This is a genomic window from Neorhizobium sp. PAMB6716 (assembly GCF_058242805.1).
In genome coordinates this window covers 1,250,527-1,268,109 of the sequence record NZ_JBZAYW010000002.1, presented here as the reverse complement: position 1 = coordinate 1,268,109, position 17,583 = coordinate 1,250,527, and the positions used below count along the sequence as shown (strand labels likewise).

Here is a 17,583-nt window from a genome sequence, read left to right as displayed (position 1 = left end):
CCCCCCGCTCCCCGCGAGGGGCATGCATCGGCCGGGATGTTCTCCCGGCCAAAATCAAGATCAGGTAATGCGGCGAATGCTGTCGGTGATCTCCTGCGGTTCGAAAACCTTCTTCCAGTCGTCGCGCATGAGGGCCGGAATGCCGAACTCGATGGCCTTGTTGCAGGCATCGGAAAACACGCCCGGCGTTTCTTCAAAAATCACAGCGCCCAGAACGTTCATGTGGCCGAGCAGAAAATCGCGCGCCGCCTCCTTCGGCACGCCGCGGGCAACGCATTCGTCCATCGCCTGACGCATCACCACCAGAAGCGAGGCACAGACGGTTTCCGAAAGCCCCGGCTCCAGCATCGCCATCTGCTCCACCGTGACGCGATGCGAGCGCATCACCGGCGACCAGATAACCTTTGCGATCTCTTCGCCGAGCGCATAGGCCTCCTCCGGCCCCTGCATCAGCGCAGACACGATATGCTGCTTGGCAAACAGCCCCCCGAAATGGTCACGCTTGGCCTGCATGTCCGTTTCATCGTTGAAGATCGGCGGATGGCAGGGATGCGTGACGAAATAGGTGAGGTCCGCGCGCTCCGGCAGATGGCCGGCAAAGGGCGCTGCCGCATCAAGCACAACCACCATCGTGCCGGGCTTCAGCCGGTCGGCGATCGAGACCGCAACCTTGCCGATGGCCGTATCGGGCACGGCAAGGATCACCACATCGGCGCTGCCAAGCGCGTCATCTGCTGACACGCAGTCGATGTCGAGTTCACTCTTCAGACGCGCCTTGCCCGCCTCGCCAACCTCGACATGGTGCACGGCAAAGCGCGACCCCTTCAGGTTCTTGGCCAGCCGGCACCCCATTTTGCCGCCCGCACCGAACAAGGCAATTGTCGTCATTGAAGTCCTCCTCAGGAATGGCAAAGCGCTCCCGCGTGTCATAGCCCGACCCGCCGCCTTCTATTGCAGTCAACTGGTATGACATGTCAATAGGCATATCATCAAATAAGCTGCTATGCACTTGGGCCGTTCTTTGCGAACGCGAGGCCGTCCATCACGAAACCGTGCCCGTAATTGTTTGCCCTTTTGATTGGTCGCCAACCAAAACGGCACTACGTTTGATAGAGTTCAAAAACAAACCTGCGATGGAGATCGACATGCCAGACATCGGTTTTGTGCGGCGAAACGTGCTTGCCGCGGGTGGTGCCCTTGTGGTGGCTGGGCTTTTTGGCATCCCCCTGCCCGCCCGCGCTGCAGCGGTTGCCGCAACACCTTCCATGCGCGGCGGCTCCAACAACTATATTCCCGGCGCTGAGATCGTCGACAGGATTGGTGGCGGAGGCTTCTGGATGACAGGCACGGTGCGCCGTGCCGGCGACGGCGCACCGCTCGCTGGACAGCGGATCCAGATCTGGGCCCATACGACCGAAGGCAGCGAGCGCGACCTGCGCAGCCACGGCGCGACGCTGACAGATGCCAACGGCATGTTTCGGCTGGAAATGCCACAGATTGTGCCGGCACTTGGGCAGGCCCATGCGCACCTGGCCTATGACAGCGGCGAGTATGACACGGTCTTTCTGCGGCCCTTGCTGCCAAGTCCAAAGGTCACAAGTCTGGAAGCGCATTTCGTCCTCCAGCCGGCTTGATCCGAGAGACCATGCCAAGAGTGCGCGCTTTGCTGATCTGGACGGGCCTGGGGCTCGCGCTCATCCTGCCGCTGGCTTTGGCCGCTAGCAGCGAATACCTGGCTTGGCGCGATCCCGTTTATATTGTCGCCGGCTTTGCAGGCATCCTGGCGCTCTGCCTTGCCCTCCTGCAACCCTTGCTGGTTCGCGGCTGGCTGCCCGGCCTTCGCCTGACACGCGGCCGCCGCCTCCACCGCGCAACGGGGGCCCTCCTCGTTGCAGCCGTTGTCATCCATGTTGCCGGACTGTGGGCCACCAGCCCTCCAGATGTCATCGACGCTCTCTTGTTTCGCTCTCCGACGCCGTTTTCAATCTGGGGCGTCAGCGCCATGTGGGCCGTATTTGCAGCAGCACTCCTGGCGGTGCTGCGGCGTCGCCTTCCACCCCGTGTGTGGCGCTTCAGCCATACGGTCCTTGCCGGCCTTGTCGTGCTTGCCGGAGCAGTCCACGCGCTTTTGATCGAGGGCACGATGGAACCTGTTTCAAAGGCCATATTGTGCAGTCTCGCCATCATTGCAACGCTGGCCGCGTTCATTGCCCCATGGCTGCGGACGAAGCGGATGGCATCTCGGGGCCTGCTTTAGCGGCTACGCAAGACGGCCTCGTGTTGGTGGCAGCACCGCAGCCCCTGCCCCATCAGGATCCATGGCTGATGGCACGGCCCTGCGCGTCAAACCGATGCAGGTGTCCCGGGGCTGGCGCAAGGCGGATGGTATCGCCTTGCCTCGGGGCAAAGCTGCCATCGGTGCGCACCTGCAGACGCCCGGCTTCCTCGGTTTCCACGCTGAGATAGGTGTCGCTGCCGAGATATTCGGCCGAAAGCACCTGCCCGCTCCATCCCTCACCATCCGATCCGACGATGAGATGTTCCGGCCGCACGCCGATGGTGGCCGCATTGGCGCGGTCGGCAACCGGCCCGGTAATGAGGTTCATCTGTGGCGACCCGATGAAGGTTGCGACAAACAGATTGGCCGGCTCGCGGTAGAGATCGAGCGGGCGGCCGATCTGCTCCACCTGCCCCTGCTGCAAAACGACGATCTTGTCGGCCATGGTCATCGCCTCCACCTGGTCATGGGTGACGTAGATGGTGGTGGTGTCCAGCCGCTTTTGCAGATCACGGATTTCCGAGCGCATCTGCACACGCAGTTTCGCATCCAGGTTGGACAGCGGCTCATCGAACAGAAAGACCTTTGGCGCCCGCACGATGGCGCGCCCCATGGCGACACGCTGGCGCTGACCGCCGGATAGCGCTGCCGGCTTGCGCGCCAGATAAGGGCCGAGATCGAGAATGGTGGCGGCACGCGCCACCCTCTCCTTGATCTCGTCGGCGCCAAGCCCTTGCAACTTCAGCGCAAAACCCATGTTTTTGGCCACCGTCATATGCGGATAAAGCGCGTAGTTCTGGAAGACCATGGCAATGTCGCGGTCGCGCGGCGCCAGATCGTTGATCATGCGGCCATCCACGGCGATCTCGCCGCCGGTGATCGATTCAAGGCCGGCAATCATGCGCAGCAGCGTGGATTTCCCGCAGCCGGATGGCCCCACAAGCGCCACGAACTCGCCGTCTTCGATGTGAACATCCACGCCGTGGATGACCTCCAGCGCACCGTAACTCTTGCGCAGATTGGTGATTTCGACCTGTGCCATCATTTCCTCCCGAGCGTGCTTGACACAAAACAAAAGTGATTTAATCTATTTTCGACGGCCTGGAAAGCACGTTGTTGAGGAGACAGCGCAAGGCCGCAAAAGACCGGAGGGAAAGGCGACGCGGCTTGGAAGGCCGGCCTTTTCGGCTGGCTGAACATGCACACGCGCCGCACATCCGGCGCATTCCTTGGGAGGGAACCACATGACACGCACAACGCATTGCCGCGCGCTCATCTGCGCGCTTGCCGTTTCCACCGCCCTTCCGGCGATGGCGCAAAACACGATTACCGGCGATAGCGTCGGCCCGGCTGACGCCAAGCAGACGCTGACCTTCCGCATGACGACAGACGGCCCGCGCAACAACGAACCCGCCATTGCCGAAGGTTATGGCAAGCTGTTCAACGAATTCGTCGCCCGCCATCCCGGCTGGAAGATCGAGCTGCAGATGATGTCCGGCGATATCGGGCAGGAGCAGGCGCGCATGCTCGAACAGTCGAAATCTGGCAATGCGCCGGATTGCGCCGCTGTCGATTCCTTCGTGCTGCCGCTGTTCAAGAAGGCTGGCGTTTTGTCTTCCTTCTCGCCCTATTTCAAGAAGGAAGAAATCGACCAGCTTTTCCCCTTCATCCGCGACGGCGTGACCGGCACGGATGGCAAGATCTATGCCTGGTGGTGGTCGACGGACCTTCGCGTCCTCTATCGCAACAAGGCGATCATTCCCGATGCACCGCAGACCTGGGATGAAACCAAGAAGGCAGCACTTGCCTCCGTTGACCAGGGCATGGAAGGCATTCTCTTCAACGGCAGCCGCTACGAAGGCACCACGTTCGACTGGCTGGCGAATTTCTGGGGCCAGGGCGGCAAGCTGGTGGACGATGCCGGAAAGCCGATCTTCGGCGAGGGAGACGATCGCGCCAAGTTTGTGAAGGCGGTCAACTATTACCGCGACCTGGTGGAATCGGGTGCGGCACCCAAGCGCGTCGCCACCATTGGTAATTACGACGATTTCAACGCAGCGGCCGCGGCCGGCACGACAGCGCTTTTCGTCGGCGGCAACTGGCAGATGTCACAGCTGAAGACCACGCTGGAGCCGGAAGACCTTGCCAACTGGACCTTCTCGGCCCTGCCCGGCCCGACGAAGGACGAGCGCTCCACCGGCACCGGTGGCTGGACGGTTGCCTCCTTCGCCAAGGATCCGGCCAAGGTGGAAATGTGCGCCAACCTGGCGCGCGAGGTCTATATGGGGCCTGCCAACGAGTTGCAGCAGCAGCTGCCGACCCGCGCCGACCTCTATGACAATTACCCGGTGTTCTCGACGCCTGAAAACAAGGCCTTTGCCGAGGCGCTGAAGGTGGGACAGGCCCGTCCGGGCGCGCCCGTCTATCCGGAAATCTCCAACCAGATCCAGATCATGATGGGCAGGGTTCTGACCGGCAGCCAGCCGACGGACGCGGCAGTCGATGAAGCCTTCAAGGCGTCTCTCGACGCGTTCAAGCGTCTCTGATCCTCCCAGCCGGGGAAGCTTCGGCCTGCCGCTGCTTCCCCGGCGCCTTTGCCCTCATCATCATAACGTCCGACGGGATGATCCCATGCCCCCAGCAAGCGCCATAACCGCCCTGCCGAACACGGCAGCCCCGGCTCGCGCCCGGCAAAAGCCAAGGGTTGCGCCCTGGCTGCTGCCCCTGATCCTCGTGCTCGGCCTGTTCTATCTCTACCCCGTGTTCGACGTCTTTCGGCTGGCGCTCACCCGCGCCACACTTCTGGGCGATGTCGGCGGTTATACCTTTGCAACCCTGGCGCAGACGCTCACGCGCCCGGAAATCCCCGGCATCCTCGGCGTGACGGCCACGTTTACGCTCGCCAGCGTGTTCTCCCAGCAATTGCTGGGGCTTTTCATTGCGCTGGTGGTGGTGCGCGGCGAAAAGCGCCGGCTGTTCGGCACCACGATCGTGCGCACCACGGCGCTGATTGCCTGGGTGGTGCCCGGCATTGCCGGCGGCATCATCTGGAAAATGCTGTTCAACGAGGCGCCATTCGGCGGCCTGAACAGCTTGCTGCGCCTGATGGGCGCCTCGCCTGTGCAATGGCTGTCGGACCCAAACCTCGTCATGTGGTCGGTAGTCGTGTCCAATGTCTGGCGCGGCACCGCCTTTTCCATGGTGGTGATGTATGCGGCGCTCAAAGCCATCGATCCGGTGCTTTACGAGGCGGCATCCGTCGATGGCGCAACGGCCCGCCAGCGGCTTTTCCATGTGACGCTGCCGCAATTGCGCTCGGCCATCCTCGTCAACATGATCCTCATCACCATCCAGACGCTGAACACGTTTGACGCGATCATTTCGCTGACCGGCGGCGGCCCCGGCCGCTCCACTGAAGTGCTGTCGCTCTACACGTTCAACGTCGTCTTCCGCAATTATGACCTGGCAAGCGGCGCGGTGCTGTCGATCCTGATGCTGATCATCAGCCTGGGGCTGGCGCTCATCTACGCGGCCTTCCTGCCCAAGGGAGAAGAAAGATGAAAGCCAGCACCAGCGAACGCATCGGCGATGTCTTGAGCTATCTCTTCATGCTCGTCATCTTCGCCTTCTTTGCCTGGCCGCTTCTGTGGCTCCTGTCGCTCGCCTTGCGCACCCGCAAGGAAGTGTTTCTCGGCGTCAGCCGCTTCATTCCGAAAGCCCCGACGCTCGACAACTTCATCACCATCCTCTCCTCCGACAAGTTTGCCGGTTATCTCTGGAATGCGCTGAAGCTCTCTTCCCTGTCGGCGCTCGGCTGCCTCGTCGTGGCACTGCCTGCGGCCTATGCCTTTTCCCGCTTCGAATTTCGCGGCAAGGGAGCGTGGATGATGGCGCTTCTGTCGGTGCAGATGATTTCGCCACTCGTCATCATGGTGCCGCTCTATCGCTACATGGCCTCGATCGGGCTCACCGACAGCCATTTCGGCGCCACCATGGTCTATATCGCGCTTGCGGTTCCCATGGTCACCTGGATCCTCAAGGGCACGATCGACGGCATCCCCGCCACCCTCGATGAGGCCGCCATGATCGACGGATGCAGCCGGTTCGGCGTTTTCCTGCGTGTCATCCTGCCTTTGTCCACACCCGGCATTGCGTCAGCCTTCATCATCTCGGTCATCGGCGGCTGGTCGCAGTTCCTTGTGCCCTTTCTGCTGATCACCAAGGAATCGCTCACACCCATCGGCGTCGGCATCTTCCAGTATGCCGGCACCCAGAACGACAGCTCCATCCAGTTGCTGGCCGCCGCCTGCCTCGTCTCCGTGGTGCCGGCCATCATCGCCTTCCTCGCACTCCAGCGCCTGATCCTCGGCGCCCTGACGGCTGGCGCCGTCAAGGGCTGAGATCGGACCCATGCAAACGAGATAGATCCCATGACCCTTACCCATGCCCAACGCCTCGAACGGCTCCAGGTCCGCACGGCCGAACTGCAATTCTGGCGCGCCCGCGCAACGCTTGCGCTCGACAGCTGGTCCTTCAACGGCACGCCGATTACCATCGGCGACCGCTGGCCGGTGAAGGACAGCCTCGTGCATTTTTCCACGCAAGCGACAGTGCCCTCGGACTGGCCGCTGGAGCGCGCCCGCCTCTATCTCGATTTCGGCGGCGAAAGCCTGATCACCATCACCGCGGCCGATGGCAGCGCGAAAAGCTACGGCGTGGACCCCTATCACCGCGAATTCCGCCTCCCCTCCCAGCAATTCTCCATCACCTCGGACACGGTGGCACGCCTGCCCTTCGGCGAACCGGTGCGCCAGCCGCGGCTGGAACGGGCCGAACTGTTCTGGATCGAAGAGGAAGTGGATCATCTCTGGCTGCTGCTTCGCCAGATCGCCGAAGCGCTCACCGTGCTCGATGGGCATGACGTCGTGCCCTATCTTCTCTCGGCTGCCGAAGAGGCCTTCTTCAGCCTCGACTGGCCCTCGGCCACCGCCGATTACGTGTCACGCACAGCTCCCGGCCCGATGCAGCAGAAGATCTGGCGCCTGCCGGAGCTGAAGGCAAACCCGGAAGGCCTGACCGATCAGCAGCGCGCAAGCGTCATCAGCGCCTATGACACGCTGATGGCAAAGCTTGCCGGACTTCGCGAGCGTTTCCCGCCGCAGGGCAAGATCGCGCTGACGGGCCATGCCCATATCGATCTCGCCTGGCTGTGGCCCTATGACGAAACACGCCGCAAGATGCGCCGCACCTTCCACTCCACCCTGTCGCTGATGGAAGGCAATGACGATTTCCGCTTCAACCAATCCACCGCCCACTATTATGCGCAGCTGGAGGAAGACGATCCAGCGCTTCTGGCAAAGATCGTCGAGAAGGTGAAATCCGGCCAGTGGGAAGTGCTCGGTGGCTGCTGGGTGGAGCCCGACACCAATATGCCGACAGGCGAGAGCCTTGCCCGCCAGATCCTCTACGGCCAGCGTTATTTCGAAAAGACCTTTGGCACCCGCCACAGCACCTGCTGGCTGCCCGACTGCTTCGGTTTTTCCGGCGCCCTGCCGCAGCTTCTGGTGCAGGGCGGCATGAAAAGCTTCTTCACCATCAAGGTCAACTGGTCGGAATCCAACCATATACCCTCAGACCTCTTCTGGTGGGAGGGGCTGGATGGCAGCCGGGTTCTCGCCCATACATTCGACAACCCCATGCATGGCTATAACGGTTTCGTGCAGCCGGATTGCTTCGTGCCGACCTGGAAGAACTTTCGCCAGAAGGATCGCCACGACACGACGTTGCTCTGCGTCGGGTACGGCGATGGTGGTGGCGGCGTCACGCCGGAAATGCTGCTGCGCGAAGAACAGCTGCGTGTCTTCCCGGCCATTCCCGAGGCACGCTGGACCCGCGTCGAGGACTTTTTCGAAAAGGCCCATGCGACCGCTGAAAACCAGAAAATGCATGTCTGGCAGGGCGAGATCTATCTGGAACTGCACCGCGCGACGCTGACCAGCCAGAGCGACGTCAAGCGCCTGCACCGGCGCGCCGAACGCGGCCTGATTACGGCCGAGACGGTAGCAAGCCTTGCCCATCTTCTCGGCGCAGAGCGGCCGCAATCGCTTGAGCCGGCCTGGCGCGTGGTGATGAAAAACGAGTTCCACGACATCCTGCCGGGCTCCTCCATCGCGGAGGTCTACGAGGATGCCCGCGTGGAACTGGAAGGCGTGATTGAAGGCGCAAAGGCGGTGGAAACCGCAGCGCTCGACGCCCTTGCCGCAACGCTGCCGGAGGGCAACGACGGCGAGGTTCTGGTCGTCAATCCCTCGCTCTCGCACCGCCCCTTGCGCCTGACGCTGCCGCAAGGCACCGTCTCCGGCGAAGGCACGCTCGCGCCTCTCTCGGTCACGGTGCTGCCCGCCTCAGCCCTTGCCGCACAACCCGGCCTCAGCGCCACCGACCGCCACCTCGAAAATGATATCCTGAAGGTAACGCTCGCTGACGACGGCTCGATTGCAAGCCTCCTGCACAAGCCAAGCGGCCGCGAAGCCCTTGACGGCCGCGGCAACCGGCTGTTTGCCTATCCCTCCGACAAACCGCGCAGCTGGGATGCCTGGGATGTGGAAGAGGATTATGCCGAACGCGCCGAGGAAATCACCGGCTTCGACAGTATCGAACTCATCGAAAACACACCGCACCGCGCCGCCATCCGCATCCATCGCCGCTGGCGCAATTCCACGATCACCCAGACGCTGTCGCTTGGTGCCAATGCCTGCCGCCTCGACATTTTTACCGAACTCGACTGGCACGATCGCCGCGTGCTGCTGCGCACGGTGACGGATGTGGCGGTGCGCAGCCCGCGCGCCGTGTGCGAATGCGCTTATGGCGTGGTGGAGCGCCCCACCCACACCAACACCTCCTGGGACGAGGCAATGTTCGAAGCGCCGGCGCATCGGTTTGTCGACCTCTCCGAACCCGGCTTCGGTCTTGCTTTGTTGAACGACGCCAAATACGGCCACTCCATGCGCGGCAACCGGCTGGGGCTTTCGCTCCTGCGCTCGCCGATCTATCCGGATCCGCTGGCGGATGAAGGCGGCCAGGCCTTCACCTATGCGCTGATGCCGCATGAGGGTACATGGCACGAGGCAGGTGTGCGCGAGGAAGCGGAAGACCTCAACCAGCCGCTGGTGGCCATGGCCGTATCCGGCCGCGCCTGCGGCACGTGGCAGCCGATCAAGGCAGATGGCATTGCGGGCGCGCTATCGGCGCTGAAGCCTGCCGAAGAGGGCGATGGCCTGATCCTGCGCGTCTACGAACCGTCCGGCCGGCGCGGGTCTTTCCAGCTGGCACTGGCACCCGGCTGGCAAAGCGAAGGGCCGCTGTCGATCCTGGAGGAGCCCATGGAGGGCGTCTCCGCCGATGCACTGTCGCCCTTCGAAGTGAAAAGCTGGCGTCTTCGCAAAGCATAAAACGCCCGCTTTCTTCAGGCGAGGCTTTGAGGCATCATCCCGGCGGGGTTGCATAACCGCCGGGATGAGACTGAAAAGGAAGATAAGTGAACTACCTAGGCGCCAATGGCGAACAGGCCGCAGCCCAGAACCGCGCCATGATCCTCAACGCGATCCATCGCGGCGCGCCGATTTCGCGCACCGAAATCGCCCGTCAGTCTCGCCTCACCAAACAGGCCGTGACCCGCATCGTCGACCGGCTGCTGGATGAGGGACTGGTGATGGAAGCGCGTCGCCGCCAAGGGCTTCGCGGCCAGCCGGCCATCGAACTGGAAATCGATCCCGAAGGCGTCTTTGCCATCGGCGCCAATATCGACCGCGATCACCTGACGGTGGTTGCCGTCGATGCCGCCGGCAATATTCGCGGCCGTATCCACCACGAACAACGCTTCATCCTGCCGCGGGATTTCACCCGGCTGATGGAGGAGGCATTGTCCTCCTTCCTGCGCCGCCGGGTCATCCACGAGCAAAGACTTGCCGGTATCGGTCTTGCCATTCCCGATTGGCTGGGTGAGGTCAGTGTCATCGGGCGTCCGCCGCATTATGATGAATGGAGCGGTTTTGACGTGCGCGGCGCGCTGTCGCGGGTGACCAGCCACCCGGTTTTCATCGACAATGATGCGAATGCCGCAGCCTTGGGCGAAATCGAATACGGTCTTGGTACGGAAATCGGCAGTTTCTTTTATATCCTCGTCAACGCCTGTCTCGGCGGCAGCCTCGTCATCAATGGCGTGCGCCATAAGGGCGCTGGCGGGCTGGGTGGGGAAATCGGCTGGTTGCCGGTGGTCATGACAGAGGGAGTGGGTGCCGGCGAAACGCGACCCCTCGGCGACATGTATTCGCTGTTTCTGCTCCTCGACCACCTGCAACAAAACGGCATTGCCGCCTCCCGGCCGGCCGATCTTCTGACGCTCGATGTCCGCGGCCGGGATCTGGTGAGTGGCTGGCTGAAGCGGTTTGCCGTGACGCTGGCAGAAGCCATCATCGACATCGGCATGCTGGTGGACCCAGAAGCGGTGCTGATCGGCGGGCGGCTGCCGGTGCGGCTCATTGATGAACTGCTGATCCATGTGCGCGACGAGATCACACGCCGGGGAATGCCCGCGCCTTCGCTCCACCGTGCAGCAAGTTCGGAGGATGCAGCAGCGCTGGGCGCGGCCACCATGCCGCTGTCGCATCGCCTCTGCCTGCCATCGGCCGAAACGGCACAGCAGACGCGGGTGCCATTATCCGGTTCGCCGCACAGTGATGCGCTCATTAATGCGGCTTTGGCAGCAGCAATTCCATAAAGGGCAGCATCGCGGCCCCGCGGGCAACACCGCAATGGGAAAAGGAAAGCCGCATGATCGGCGGGATCCAGGATGTCGCCACGAAATAGCTGCGTTTTTTCTCCCGGTCCGCAATCATCATGCCGATCACCCGATCGAGCACCTCATCGGCCAAATCGCCACCGATCAGCACAGCACCCGGAGAAACGAAGCCGGCAATGGCAACCACGGCATCGAGAAGCCGTGATGCCGCCTTGCGCATCCAGTCGTCCAGTCCGCCTTGGCCAAAAGCATCAAGATGTCGACGCAGGGAAGCAGCACTTGCCACTTCATTCAGGCTCCTTTCCTCGCGGCCCGGCCGCATGGCGCCGATATCACCTGCCCTGCCATGGACGCCGCGAAAGAAGGCGCCTCCGGTCATCAGGCCGGCGCGCACGGTCTCGTCCAGCAGGATGACCACGAAGCCACCTTCCGGCTCGCCAATGCCGAGCATCCGTTCGGCGGCAACGGCTGCCTCGGTATCCTTGGCATAAAACAGGGGTCGTCCCGGCAGAATCGCAGCCAACATATCCCGATCCGGCTCGACGCCTGGGTGGCAGGCAATACCGGCGCCGCAGAGATTTTGCCCGTATTGCGACAACGCGAGCTTCACCGCAGCCGCCATGTCCGCCGGTGCAAAAGTCTGCTCTTCGAGCACATTTCCAAGGAGATCTGCCATGACAAGCTCGCCACGGTCCGGGCAGAGCCAAAGGCCAAGCGCGTGAGCGCTTGCCGGGCGAATGGCAAATTCGGCAGCCTTGTAACGCGCGCCGACGTCACGTTTTCCCTCCTCCAGGAAACCTGCCTCAACCAGGCGCCGGATAATCCCGCTGATGGCGGGTTCCGTCAGGCTCAAGTGTCCGGAAAGCTCCTGGCGCGTCAACGGACCGAGGCTGCGCAACAGCGCCAGAACGACCCGAGAATTGTGGTCGGCAATATCCTCCGGGCTGATACCCGGTCCCGTGCGAGCGCCCTCACCTGTGCGCGCCCGTGCCCGCGCCAAACGTCGGCCAGTTTTCAAATGACAGCCCGCTTTCCCTGCTTTGATCTGAAATAGTCATCGCATGACCAATGCTTTAGCGTATTTTATCGCCGAGCAAAGCGCTAGTGACTGCGCGCTTCATCCGCAATTGGCTGACATCTGGGATGGCCAGACGCTTGCACCAGCCCCGCAGCGGCGTCCTGTTGGTCTTGACCGAAGTCTCGTTCACACAGACGAGACGTCAGGGCTCTATTGCAGAGCGGGTTGGCGAAGCCGGCAAGGGCAACCACGGCATCGAGAAGCCGTGATGCCGCCTTGCGCATCCCGTCGTCCGGTCCGCCTTGGCCAGAAGCGTCAGGAGGTTGCAACTCCTACCCCGACGGCGCAAGTATTGCTCAAACGACAGCGCAAACCGTCTTGGTTTCCAGATAATTCTCCAGTCCCTGTGCGCCGTTTTCATACCCCCAGCCGGATTGGCGGTGGCCGCCTTTGGGCAGTTCGGGTGAAAAATAGGAATGGCAGTTGATCCAGATCGTGCCGGCTTTCACCTGTGCCGCCAGTCGGTGGGCGGCGGAGAGATCCTGTGTCCAGATACTGCCGGCCAGGCCGTAGGGGCTGTCATTGGCATAACTTATGGCCTCTTCCACATCGTCGAAGGGCGTAACGGCGACGACCGGGCCAAAAATTTCCTCGCGCATCAGGCGCATGTCCGGGCGAACCGCGGTGACCACGGTCGGCGCGTAGAAGGTGGCGTTTTCACCGCTCTGGATGCCGCCGGCCGTAATTTCAGCGCCTGCCGCGCGGCCCTCCGCCACATAGGCGGCAACACGGTCGGCCTGACGGCGGTTGACCAATGGCCCAAGATCGGTTGCCGGATCGAGCCCATGACCGAGCCGCAGCGCGGATGCTGCCTTCGACAGCCTGTCAACCACCGCTTCACAGATGGAGCGATGGGCATAAACGCGCGAGGCGGCAACGCAAACCTGGCCGGAGTTTGAAAAGATACCGCGTGCCACGCCATCGATTGCCAAGGTCATATCGGCATCCGGCATGAGGATAGCGGGTGATTTCCCCCCCAGTTCCAGCGTCAGCTTCTTGAGGTTGCCGGCAGCCGCCGCAACGATCAGCTTGCCCACCTCCGTCGAGCCTGTGAAAGCAACCTTGTCGACATCGGGATGGGCGGTGAGGGCTGCGCCGACGATCTCGCCAAAACCGGTGACGATGTTGACCACGCCGTCCGGCAACCCGGCTTCCAGCATCAGCTCGCCCAGCCGAAGCGCAGTCAGCGAGGTTTCCTCGGCCGGCTTCAGCACCACGGTGCAACCGGCAGCAAGAGCGGGTGCAAGTTTCATCGCGGCCATCAGCAGCGGCGAGTTCCACGGCGTGATGGCGGCGACCACGCCGACCGGTTCACGCGTGGTATAGGCAAAGATCTGTTTTCCCGCCGGCTGATAGCTGATCGAGGTTGGAATGGTGGTGCCGAGGATTTTCGTGCAGAAGCCGGCGAAATAGCGGAACTGCTCGGCGGAGGCTGGAATTTCAGCAAAGCGGCTGGTCCTCAAGCTCTTGCCCTGATCGAGCGTTTCCAACGCGGCCAGTTCGTCCGCATGGGTATCGATCAGTTCAGCGATTTTCCACAACAGCTTGCCACGTTGCGACGGCGTCAACCCCTTCCAGGCGGCCGAGGAAAGGGCTGCGCGGGCGCTGGCCACAGCCTCGTCCACATCCGCCACCGTGCCTTCTGCCAGTTCGGCAAGGATCTCGCCGGTGGCCGGATCGGCCGTTTCGAACCAGACAGCCGATGCGCCGTTCCGCCATGTGCCGCCGATCAGCATATGCTTGCGGCGCTTTGCCAGAAAATCTCTGGCGCCCTGGCTCTTCGGGGCAAAGGGGGTGAGTGCTAGGGTCATGTCGGTATTCCTTAAGTGCCGGACGCGGCGCGGATGCGGGAGGCAGCGTTCAGCGCGCCCCTGATGATCGAATGATAGCCGGTGCAGCGGCAGAGATTGCCTTCCAGTCCGGCACGGATTTCTCGCTCCCCGGCATCGGGTTTTTCGGCAAACAGGGCAACCAGCGCAAGCGACATGCCTGGCGCGCAATAGCCGCACTGAAAGGCGTTTTCCTCAGCCAAGCCTTCCCGCACCGCCTGCCCCAGGGGATGCACCAGGAGCCCTTCGACGGTCATGATCTCTGCGCCCTCAAGCTGGAAGGCCATCAGCAGGCAGGCATTGGCCAGCCGACCGTTGATCAGAACCGAACAGGCTCCGCAGCGGCCAATGCCGCAGGCAAGCTTGGTGGCCGTTCGCGCCAGATGCTCGCGCAGGATATCCGTCAGGCGCGTATCGGCCGTGCATTCGAGCGAAACTGGTTTGCCGTCGAGGATAAAATCAAGGATCATTCGGGCACCACTAGCCGGGAAAGAAGGGTCTCCGGATCAATCGGCATCACGGCCGGGCAATAGCCCGCGGCAGAAAAGATGGCGTTGGCGATGGCCGGCGAGATAGAACCGATGCCAAGTTCGCCTGCCCCGCGCGGCCCAAGCTCGTCGCCGGCATCCAGATCCTCCAGTGCGAAGATGCTGAGGTCCGCCGGCGCATCCTGGATGCCGGGCAGCATGTAGGTGTCGAGATTGGCGGCAAGATGGGCGCCGTCGCGCATCTGGCAGTCTTCGCTCAGCGTAAATCCCAGCCCCTGCACGGCACCGCCCTCAAGCTGGCCGAGATAGGCGGCAAGATCGATGATCGGGCCTGCGGCAGAATGCTGATGTAGATCGAGCACCCGCAACTGGCCCGTGACGCGGCTGATCGCAACGCGGGCCAGCGCGGCCCCGAAGGCAAAGATATAGCGCGCATTGCTGGCGGGATAATCGGTCTTCGGAAATTCGTAGGTTACCGTCACAGAGGGAAGATCGGCGTCCGGCAGGTGGTCGGCGAGCTGCCGGTAGGTCACGAGCAGTTTCCCGCTATTGCTGCCGGCCTCCGCCAGCCCGCCGGGCGCAAACACCAGCCGCTGCGGATCGCACCCCAGAAGACCTGCGGCCGCGTCACACATCTGCCGGCGGAATTCAGGGGCGGCTTTGCGCGCGGACGCCCAAACGACATAGCTGCCGCGTGAGGCCGTGGTGGAGCCTGAATCCGGCGCCAGCCGCGTATCACCAGTGAGCGGCCGGACATCGGAGCGCGCGCAGCCGAGTTCGGCAGAAACCGCCGCGCAGATGGCGGTAAGCAGCCCCTGCCCCATCTCGTCCAGCCCATAGGCGCCCTCGATAAAACCATCCTTCGTCAGGGAAAGCCGGCCAGCACAAGGGTCGGGGATGACCGATCCGAGGCCATTTCCCTGGTAGTTCATCGCCATACCGGTGCCGATCAGCCATTCTGCGTCATCGCAAAGCCCTTGCGGCCGCCTCCAGAGCGGGCTCGCCTTGGCTGCCGTCAGCATTTCATCAAGCCGTTCGCTCGGGGCAACCGTCTGACCGAGATAACCGGGGGTGCCGGGGAGGCGCAGGTTGCGCTGCCTGATCTCCACCGGCGACAGACCGCACAGGGCTGCCAGCCGGTCCATCTGACATTCAATGGCAAAGGTCATCTGGTTGGCGCCAAAACCACGAAAGGCGCCGCACAGCCCGTTATTGGTATAGGCAAGGCGGCCGCGCGTGGCGATATGGGAAACGGTATAGGGTCCGGCTGCATGCTCCATCGCGGTTTCCAGCACGCCGGGGCCGAGAGACGCATAGGCACCCGCATCCGCCAGCACGTCCACCTCCTGCGACAGAAGAATGCCGCTTGCGTCGCAGGCGGTTTTCATACGGATCGTCATCGGGTGGCGCTTTTGGCCGGCGAGCACGGACTCTGCCCGCGACAGGTGCAGCCGTACAGGCTGTTTTGCCTTCAGCGCCAGAAGCGCCAAGGCCGGCTGCACGGATAGCTCGTCCTTGCCGCCGAAGGCTCCGCCGGTCGGGGATGTGACGACCCGGATCCTGTCTTCCGGCAGGCCGAGAATGCGCGACAGCTGCAACCGGTCGCGCCCACCATGCTGGCCGCCGGCGCAGACGTTCAGCATGCCATCGGGGTCGATAAAGGCATAACCGCCCTCGGTTTCCATGAAACCGTGCATCTGGCGGGGCGTGACATAGGTGTCTTCCACCACATGGGCAGCACCTGCAAAACCATGGGCGACATCGCCGCGGGAAAAGCGGATTTCCCGTTGCAGATTGCCGTTTTGATGCACCTGCACGGCCTGCGGCAGCAGGGCGGCCTCGGCATCCGTGACGGGGGCAAGCGGTTCATAGACAACCTTGATCAGCGACAGCGCCTTTTGCGCCGTCGCATCATCGACGGCGGCAACGGCTGCGACCGGATCGCCGCGGTGGCGAACCTTGTCGAAGCAAAGCGCCGGCTGATCCTGCACAACGATGCCGAAGGCATTTTCACCCCTGATGTCGCGGTGCGTGACGACGGCGGCGACGCCGGGCAAGGCTTGCGCCTCGGTCGTATCGATGGAGAGGATGCGCGCATGGGCGATACCTGCCCGCAGGATACGCCCGACAAGCATATCGCTCTGGCGGTGGTCGGTGAGGTAAGTCAGGGTGCCCTCGATCTTGGCGGGCAAGTCCGGGCGGATATGCCAGCGCTCCGGCGATCTGGTGCGGCCAAGCGCCGTCTCGACCTTTTCCGTTTGTAAGCTTTGAGGCTCGATGGCGGCCGACATTGCGGGCGCACGGGCCGGCAGGTAGCCGCCAAGACCAAAGGTCAGTGCATTGGCCGCAACGGTCCGGCGATAGGCGGCGGAACGGACATCATCGTCAGGCGCGTCAATGGTCGACAGGAGGACCGCATGAAGGGCTGCCCAGTCGCCATCGCCACAGGCGAGCGCTTCCGCCTCCCGCAGGCGTGCCGGCGAAACAATGCCGCCGCCGACCGCAAGACGGGCAAAGCGGGGGCTACCTCTGCCCGGCAAAATCCGGCCGGCGACATTGATGACGCTTGGCGTGAATGCGGCGCGCAGTCCTGTCTTGCGAAACACGAAACGTTCGTCCGGCTCTTGCGGCGCGATGTGGATGGCGGTGAGGATTTCCGGCTCTCGGCCGGTATCCGCAAGCCAGTCCTCCAGTGTCAGGCTGCCGGCTCCGGAAAGGCTCGCAAATTCGACAACCGCATCAAGCGCCAGAAGGGCGGGCAGAAGACAGCCGGTGCGCCCGGCGATATTGCCGCCGATCGTTGCCAGATTGCGAACCGAGGGGCTTGCCACGACGCGAATGGCTGCGGCCAGAAGCGGCAGTCGTGCGGTGATTTCTGGTGCGTGCAAAAGGTCTGCGAGCGGCGTCATGGCGCCGATACGAACTGCCCTTTGCCCTTGTGTAACCCCCGAAAGGGCTGGAATGCGGGCAAGGCTTACCATCCGCCTGGGCTGGACACGCCCCTTTGCCCAGTCGAGCTGAAGTGCCGTGCCACCCGCAATGAGGCGCGTTTCTGGCTGACTTGCTTCCAGAAGCGCTTTTTCCAACGTGTCGGGGGCCAGAACCTCCAT

General features: G+C 62.9%; 14 protein-coding genes. 8 read left to right on the top strand and 6 right to left on the bottom strand.

Features of this window, described 5'->3' with window-relative positions; translation table 11 throughout:
- Nucleotides 1–60: 60 nt before the first annotated feature.
- Complete coding sequence (locus AC4CWH_RS24390) at nt 61–888, bottom strand: phosphogluconate dehydrogenase C-terminal domain-containing protein (RefSeq protein WP_491321782.1); 828 nt, start codon at nt 886–888, stop codon at nt 61–63.
- A gap of 257 nt (nt 889–1,145) precedes the next feature.
- On the opposite strand from AC4CWH_RS24390, the gene AC4CWH_RS24385 reads away from it, so the two are divergent.
- Entirely contained in the window at nt 1,146–1,634 is a 489-nt protein-coding gene (locus AC4CWH_RS24385) for a twin-arginine translocation pathway signal (protein WP_491321781.1), read from the top strand.
- An 11-nt stretch (nt 1,635–1,645) separates the two neighbouring features.
- Nucleotides 1,646–2,257, top strand: a complete 612-nt coding sequence (locus tag AC4CWH_RS24380; RefSeq protein WP_491321780.1) for a ferric reductase-like transmembrane domain-containing protein — start codon at nt 1,646–1,648, stop codon at nt 2,255–2,257.
- A gap of 52 nt (nt 2,258–2,309) precedes the next feature.
- Here the strand turns inward: AC4CWH_RS24380 and AC4CWH_RS24375 are convergent, their stop codons facing one another.
- Entirely contained in the window at nt 2,310–3,320 is a 1,011-nt protein-coding gene (locus AC4CWH_RS24375) for an ABC transporter ATP-binding protein (protein WP_491285773.1), read from the bottom strand.
- 202 nt (nt 3,321–3,522) lie between these two features.
- Here AC4CWH_RS24375 and AC4CWH_RS24370 point away from each other — a divergent pair, with 202 nt between their 5' ends.
- From AC4CWH_RS24370 to AC4CWH_RS24350, 5 genes are all read left to right on the top strand, one after another.
- The gene (locus tag AC4CWH_RS24370) at nt 3,523–4,824 is read left to right on the top strand and encodes a type 2 periplasmic-binding domain-containing protein (protein WP_491321779.1); all 1,302 of its coding nucleotides are present in this window, start codon (nt 3,523–3,525) and stop codon (nt 4,822–4,824) included.
- Nucleotides 4,825–4,909: 85 nt separating this feature from the next.
- Nucleotides 4,910–5,839: a carbohydrate ABC transporter permease gene (locus tag AC4CWH_RS24365; RefSeq protein WP_491321778.1), complete on the top strand. Its 930-nt coding sequence runs from the start codon at nt 4,910–4,912 to the stop codon at nt 5,837–5,839.
- Entirely contained in the window at nt 5,836–6,678 is an 843-nt protein-coding gene (locus AC4CWH_RS24360; RefSeq protein WP_491285779.1) for a carbohydrate ABC transporter permease, read from the top strand. The genes AC4CWH_RS24365 and AC4CWH_RS24360 overlap by 4 nt, the downstream gene beginning before the upstream one ends.
- A gap of 30 nt (nt 6,679–6,708) precedes the next feature.
- A complete protein-coding gene (locus tag AC4CWH_RS24355; RefSeq protein WP_491321777.1) occupies nt 6,709–9,729 on the top strand; it encodes an alpha-mannosidase in 3,021 nt (1,006 codons plus the stop codon).
- Nucleotides 9,730–9,866: 137 nt separating this feature from the next.
- A complete protein-coding gene (locus tag AC4CWH_RS24350; RefSeq protein ID WP_491322329.1) occupies nt 9,867–11,057 on the top strand; it encodes an ROK family transcriptional regulator in 1,191 nt (396 codons plus the stop codon).
- On the opposite strand, the gene AC4CWH_RS24345 is transcribed toward AC4CWH_RS24350, so the two are convergent.
- On the bottom strand, nt 11,026–12,096 hold the full coding sequence (locus AC4CWH_RS24345; protein ID WP_491321776.1) for a MarR family transcriptional regulator: 1,071 nt from the start codon (nt 12,094–12,096) through the stop codon (nt 11,026–11,028). The genes AC4CWH_RS24350 and AC4CWH_RS24345 overlap by 32 nt on opposite strands.
- A 125-nt stretch (nt 12,097–12,221) precedes the next feature.
- On the opposite strand from AC4CWH_RS24345, the gene AC4CWH_RS24340 reads away from it, so the two are divergent.
- Complete coding sequence (locus AC4CWH_RS24340; protein ID WP_491321775.1) at nt 12,222–12,365, top strand: hypothetical protein; 144 nt, start codon at nt 12,222–12,224, stop codon at nt 12,363–12,365.
- Nucleotides 12,366–12,452: 87 nt separating this feature from the next.
- Here the strand turns inward: AC4CWH_RS24340 and AC4CWH_RS24335 are convergent, their stop codons facing one another.
- The 3 genes from AC4CWH_RS24335 to AC4CWH_RS24325 are packed head-to-tail and all read right to left on the bottom strand — an operon-like array spanning nt 12,453 to nt 17,583.
- A complete protein-coding gene (locus AC4CWH_RS24335; RefSeq protein ID WP_491321774.1) occupies nt 12,453–13,967 on the bottom strand; it encodes an aldehyde dehydrogenase family protein in 1,515 nt (504 codons plus the stop codon).
- Nucleotides 13,968–13,978: 11 nt separating this feature from the next.
- Nucleotides 13,979–14,455 carry a (2Fe-2S)-binding protein gene (locus AC4CWH_RS24330; RefSeq protein ID WP_491321773.1) on the bottom strand — a complete coding sequence of 159 codons (477 nt, stop codon included), beginning with the start codon at nt 14,453–14,455 and terminating at the stop codon, nt 13,979–13,981.
- Nucleotides 14,452–17,583, bottom strand: coding sequence for a molybdopterin cofactor-binding domain-containing protein (locus AC4CWH_RS24325; protein ID WP_491321772.1), 3,132 nt, complete (start codon nt 17,581–17,583; stop codon nt 14,452–14,454). The genes AC4CWH_RS24330 and AC4CWH_RS24325 overlap by 4 nt, the downstream gene beginning before the upstream one ends.

Bases quoted from the DNA above. Each gene is read 5' to 3' on its own strand.
- AC4CWH_RS24390 (WP_491321782.1), bottom strand. From the start codon at position 888: ATGACGACAATTGCCTTGTTCGGTGCGGGCGGCAAAATGGGGTGCCGG.
- AC4CWH_RS24385 (WP_491321781.1), top strand. From the start codon at position 1,146: ATGCCAGACATCGGTTTTGTGCGGCGAAACGTGCTTGCCGCGGGTGGT.
- AC4CWH_RS24380 (WP_491321780.1), top strand. From the start codon at position 1,646: ATGCCAAGAGTGCGCGCTTTGCTGATCTGGACGGGCCTGGGGCTCGCG.
- AC4CWH_RS24375 (WP_491285773.1), bottom strand. From the start codon at position 3,320: ATGGCACAGGTCGAAATCACCAATCTGCGCAAGAGTTACGGTGCGCTG.
- AC4CWH_RS24370 (WP_491321779.1), top strand. From the start codon at position 3,523: ATGACACGCACAACGCATTGCCGCGCGCTCATCTGCGCGCTTGCCGTT.
- AC4CWH_RS24365 (WP_491321778.1), top strand. From the start codon at position 4,910: ATGCCCCCAGCAAGCGCCATAACCGCCCTGCCGAACACGGCAGCCCCG.
- AC4CWH_RS24360 (WP_491285779.1), top strand. From the start codon at position 5,836: ATGAAAGCCAGCACCAGCGAACGCATCGGCGATGTCTTGAGCTATCTC.
- AC4CWH_RS24355 (WP_491321777.1), top strand. From the start codon at position 6,709: ATGACCCTTACCCATGCCCAACGCCTCGAACGGCTCCAGGTCCGCACG.
- AC4CWH_RS24350 (WP_491322329.1), top strand. From the start codon at position 9,867: ATGATCCTCAACGCGATCCATCGCGGCGCGCCGATTTCGCGCACCGAA.
- AC4CWH_RS24340 (WP_491321775.1), top strand. From the start codon at position 12,222: ATGGCCAGACGCTTGCACCAGCCCCGCAGCGGCGTCCTGTTGGTCTTG.
- AC4CWH_RS24335 (WP_491321774.1), bottom strand. From the start codon at position 13,967: ATGACCCTAGCACTCACCCCCTTTGCCCCGAAGAGCCAGGGCGCCAGA.
- AC4CWH_RS24330 (WP_491321773.1), bottom strand. From the start codon at position 14,455: ATGATCCTTGATTTTATCCTCGACGGCAAACCAGTTTCGCTCGAATGC.
- AC4CWH_RS24325 (WP_491321772.1), bottom strand. From the start codon at position 17,583: ATGGAGGTTCTGGCCCCCGACACGTTGGAAAAAGCGCTTCTGGAAGCA.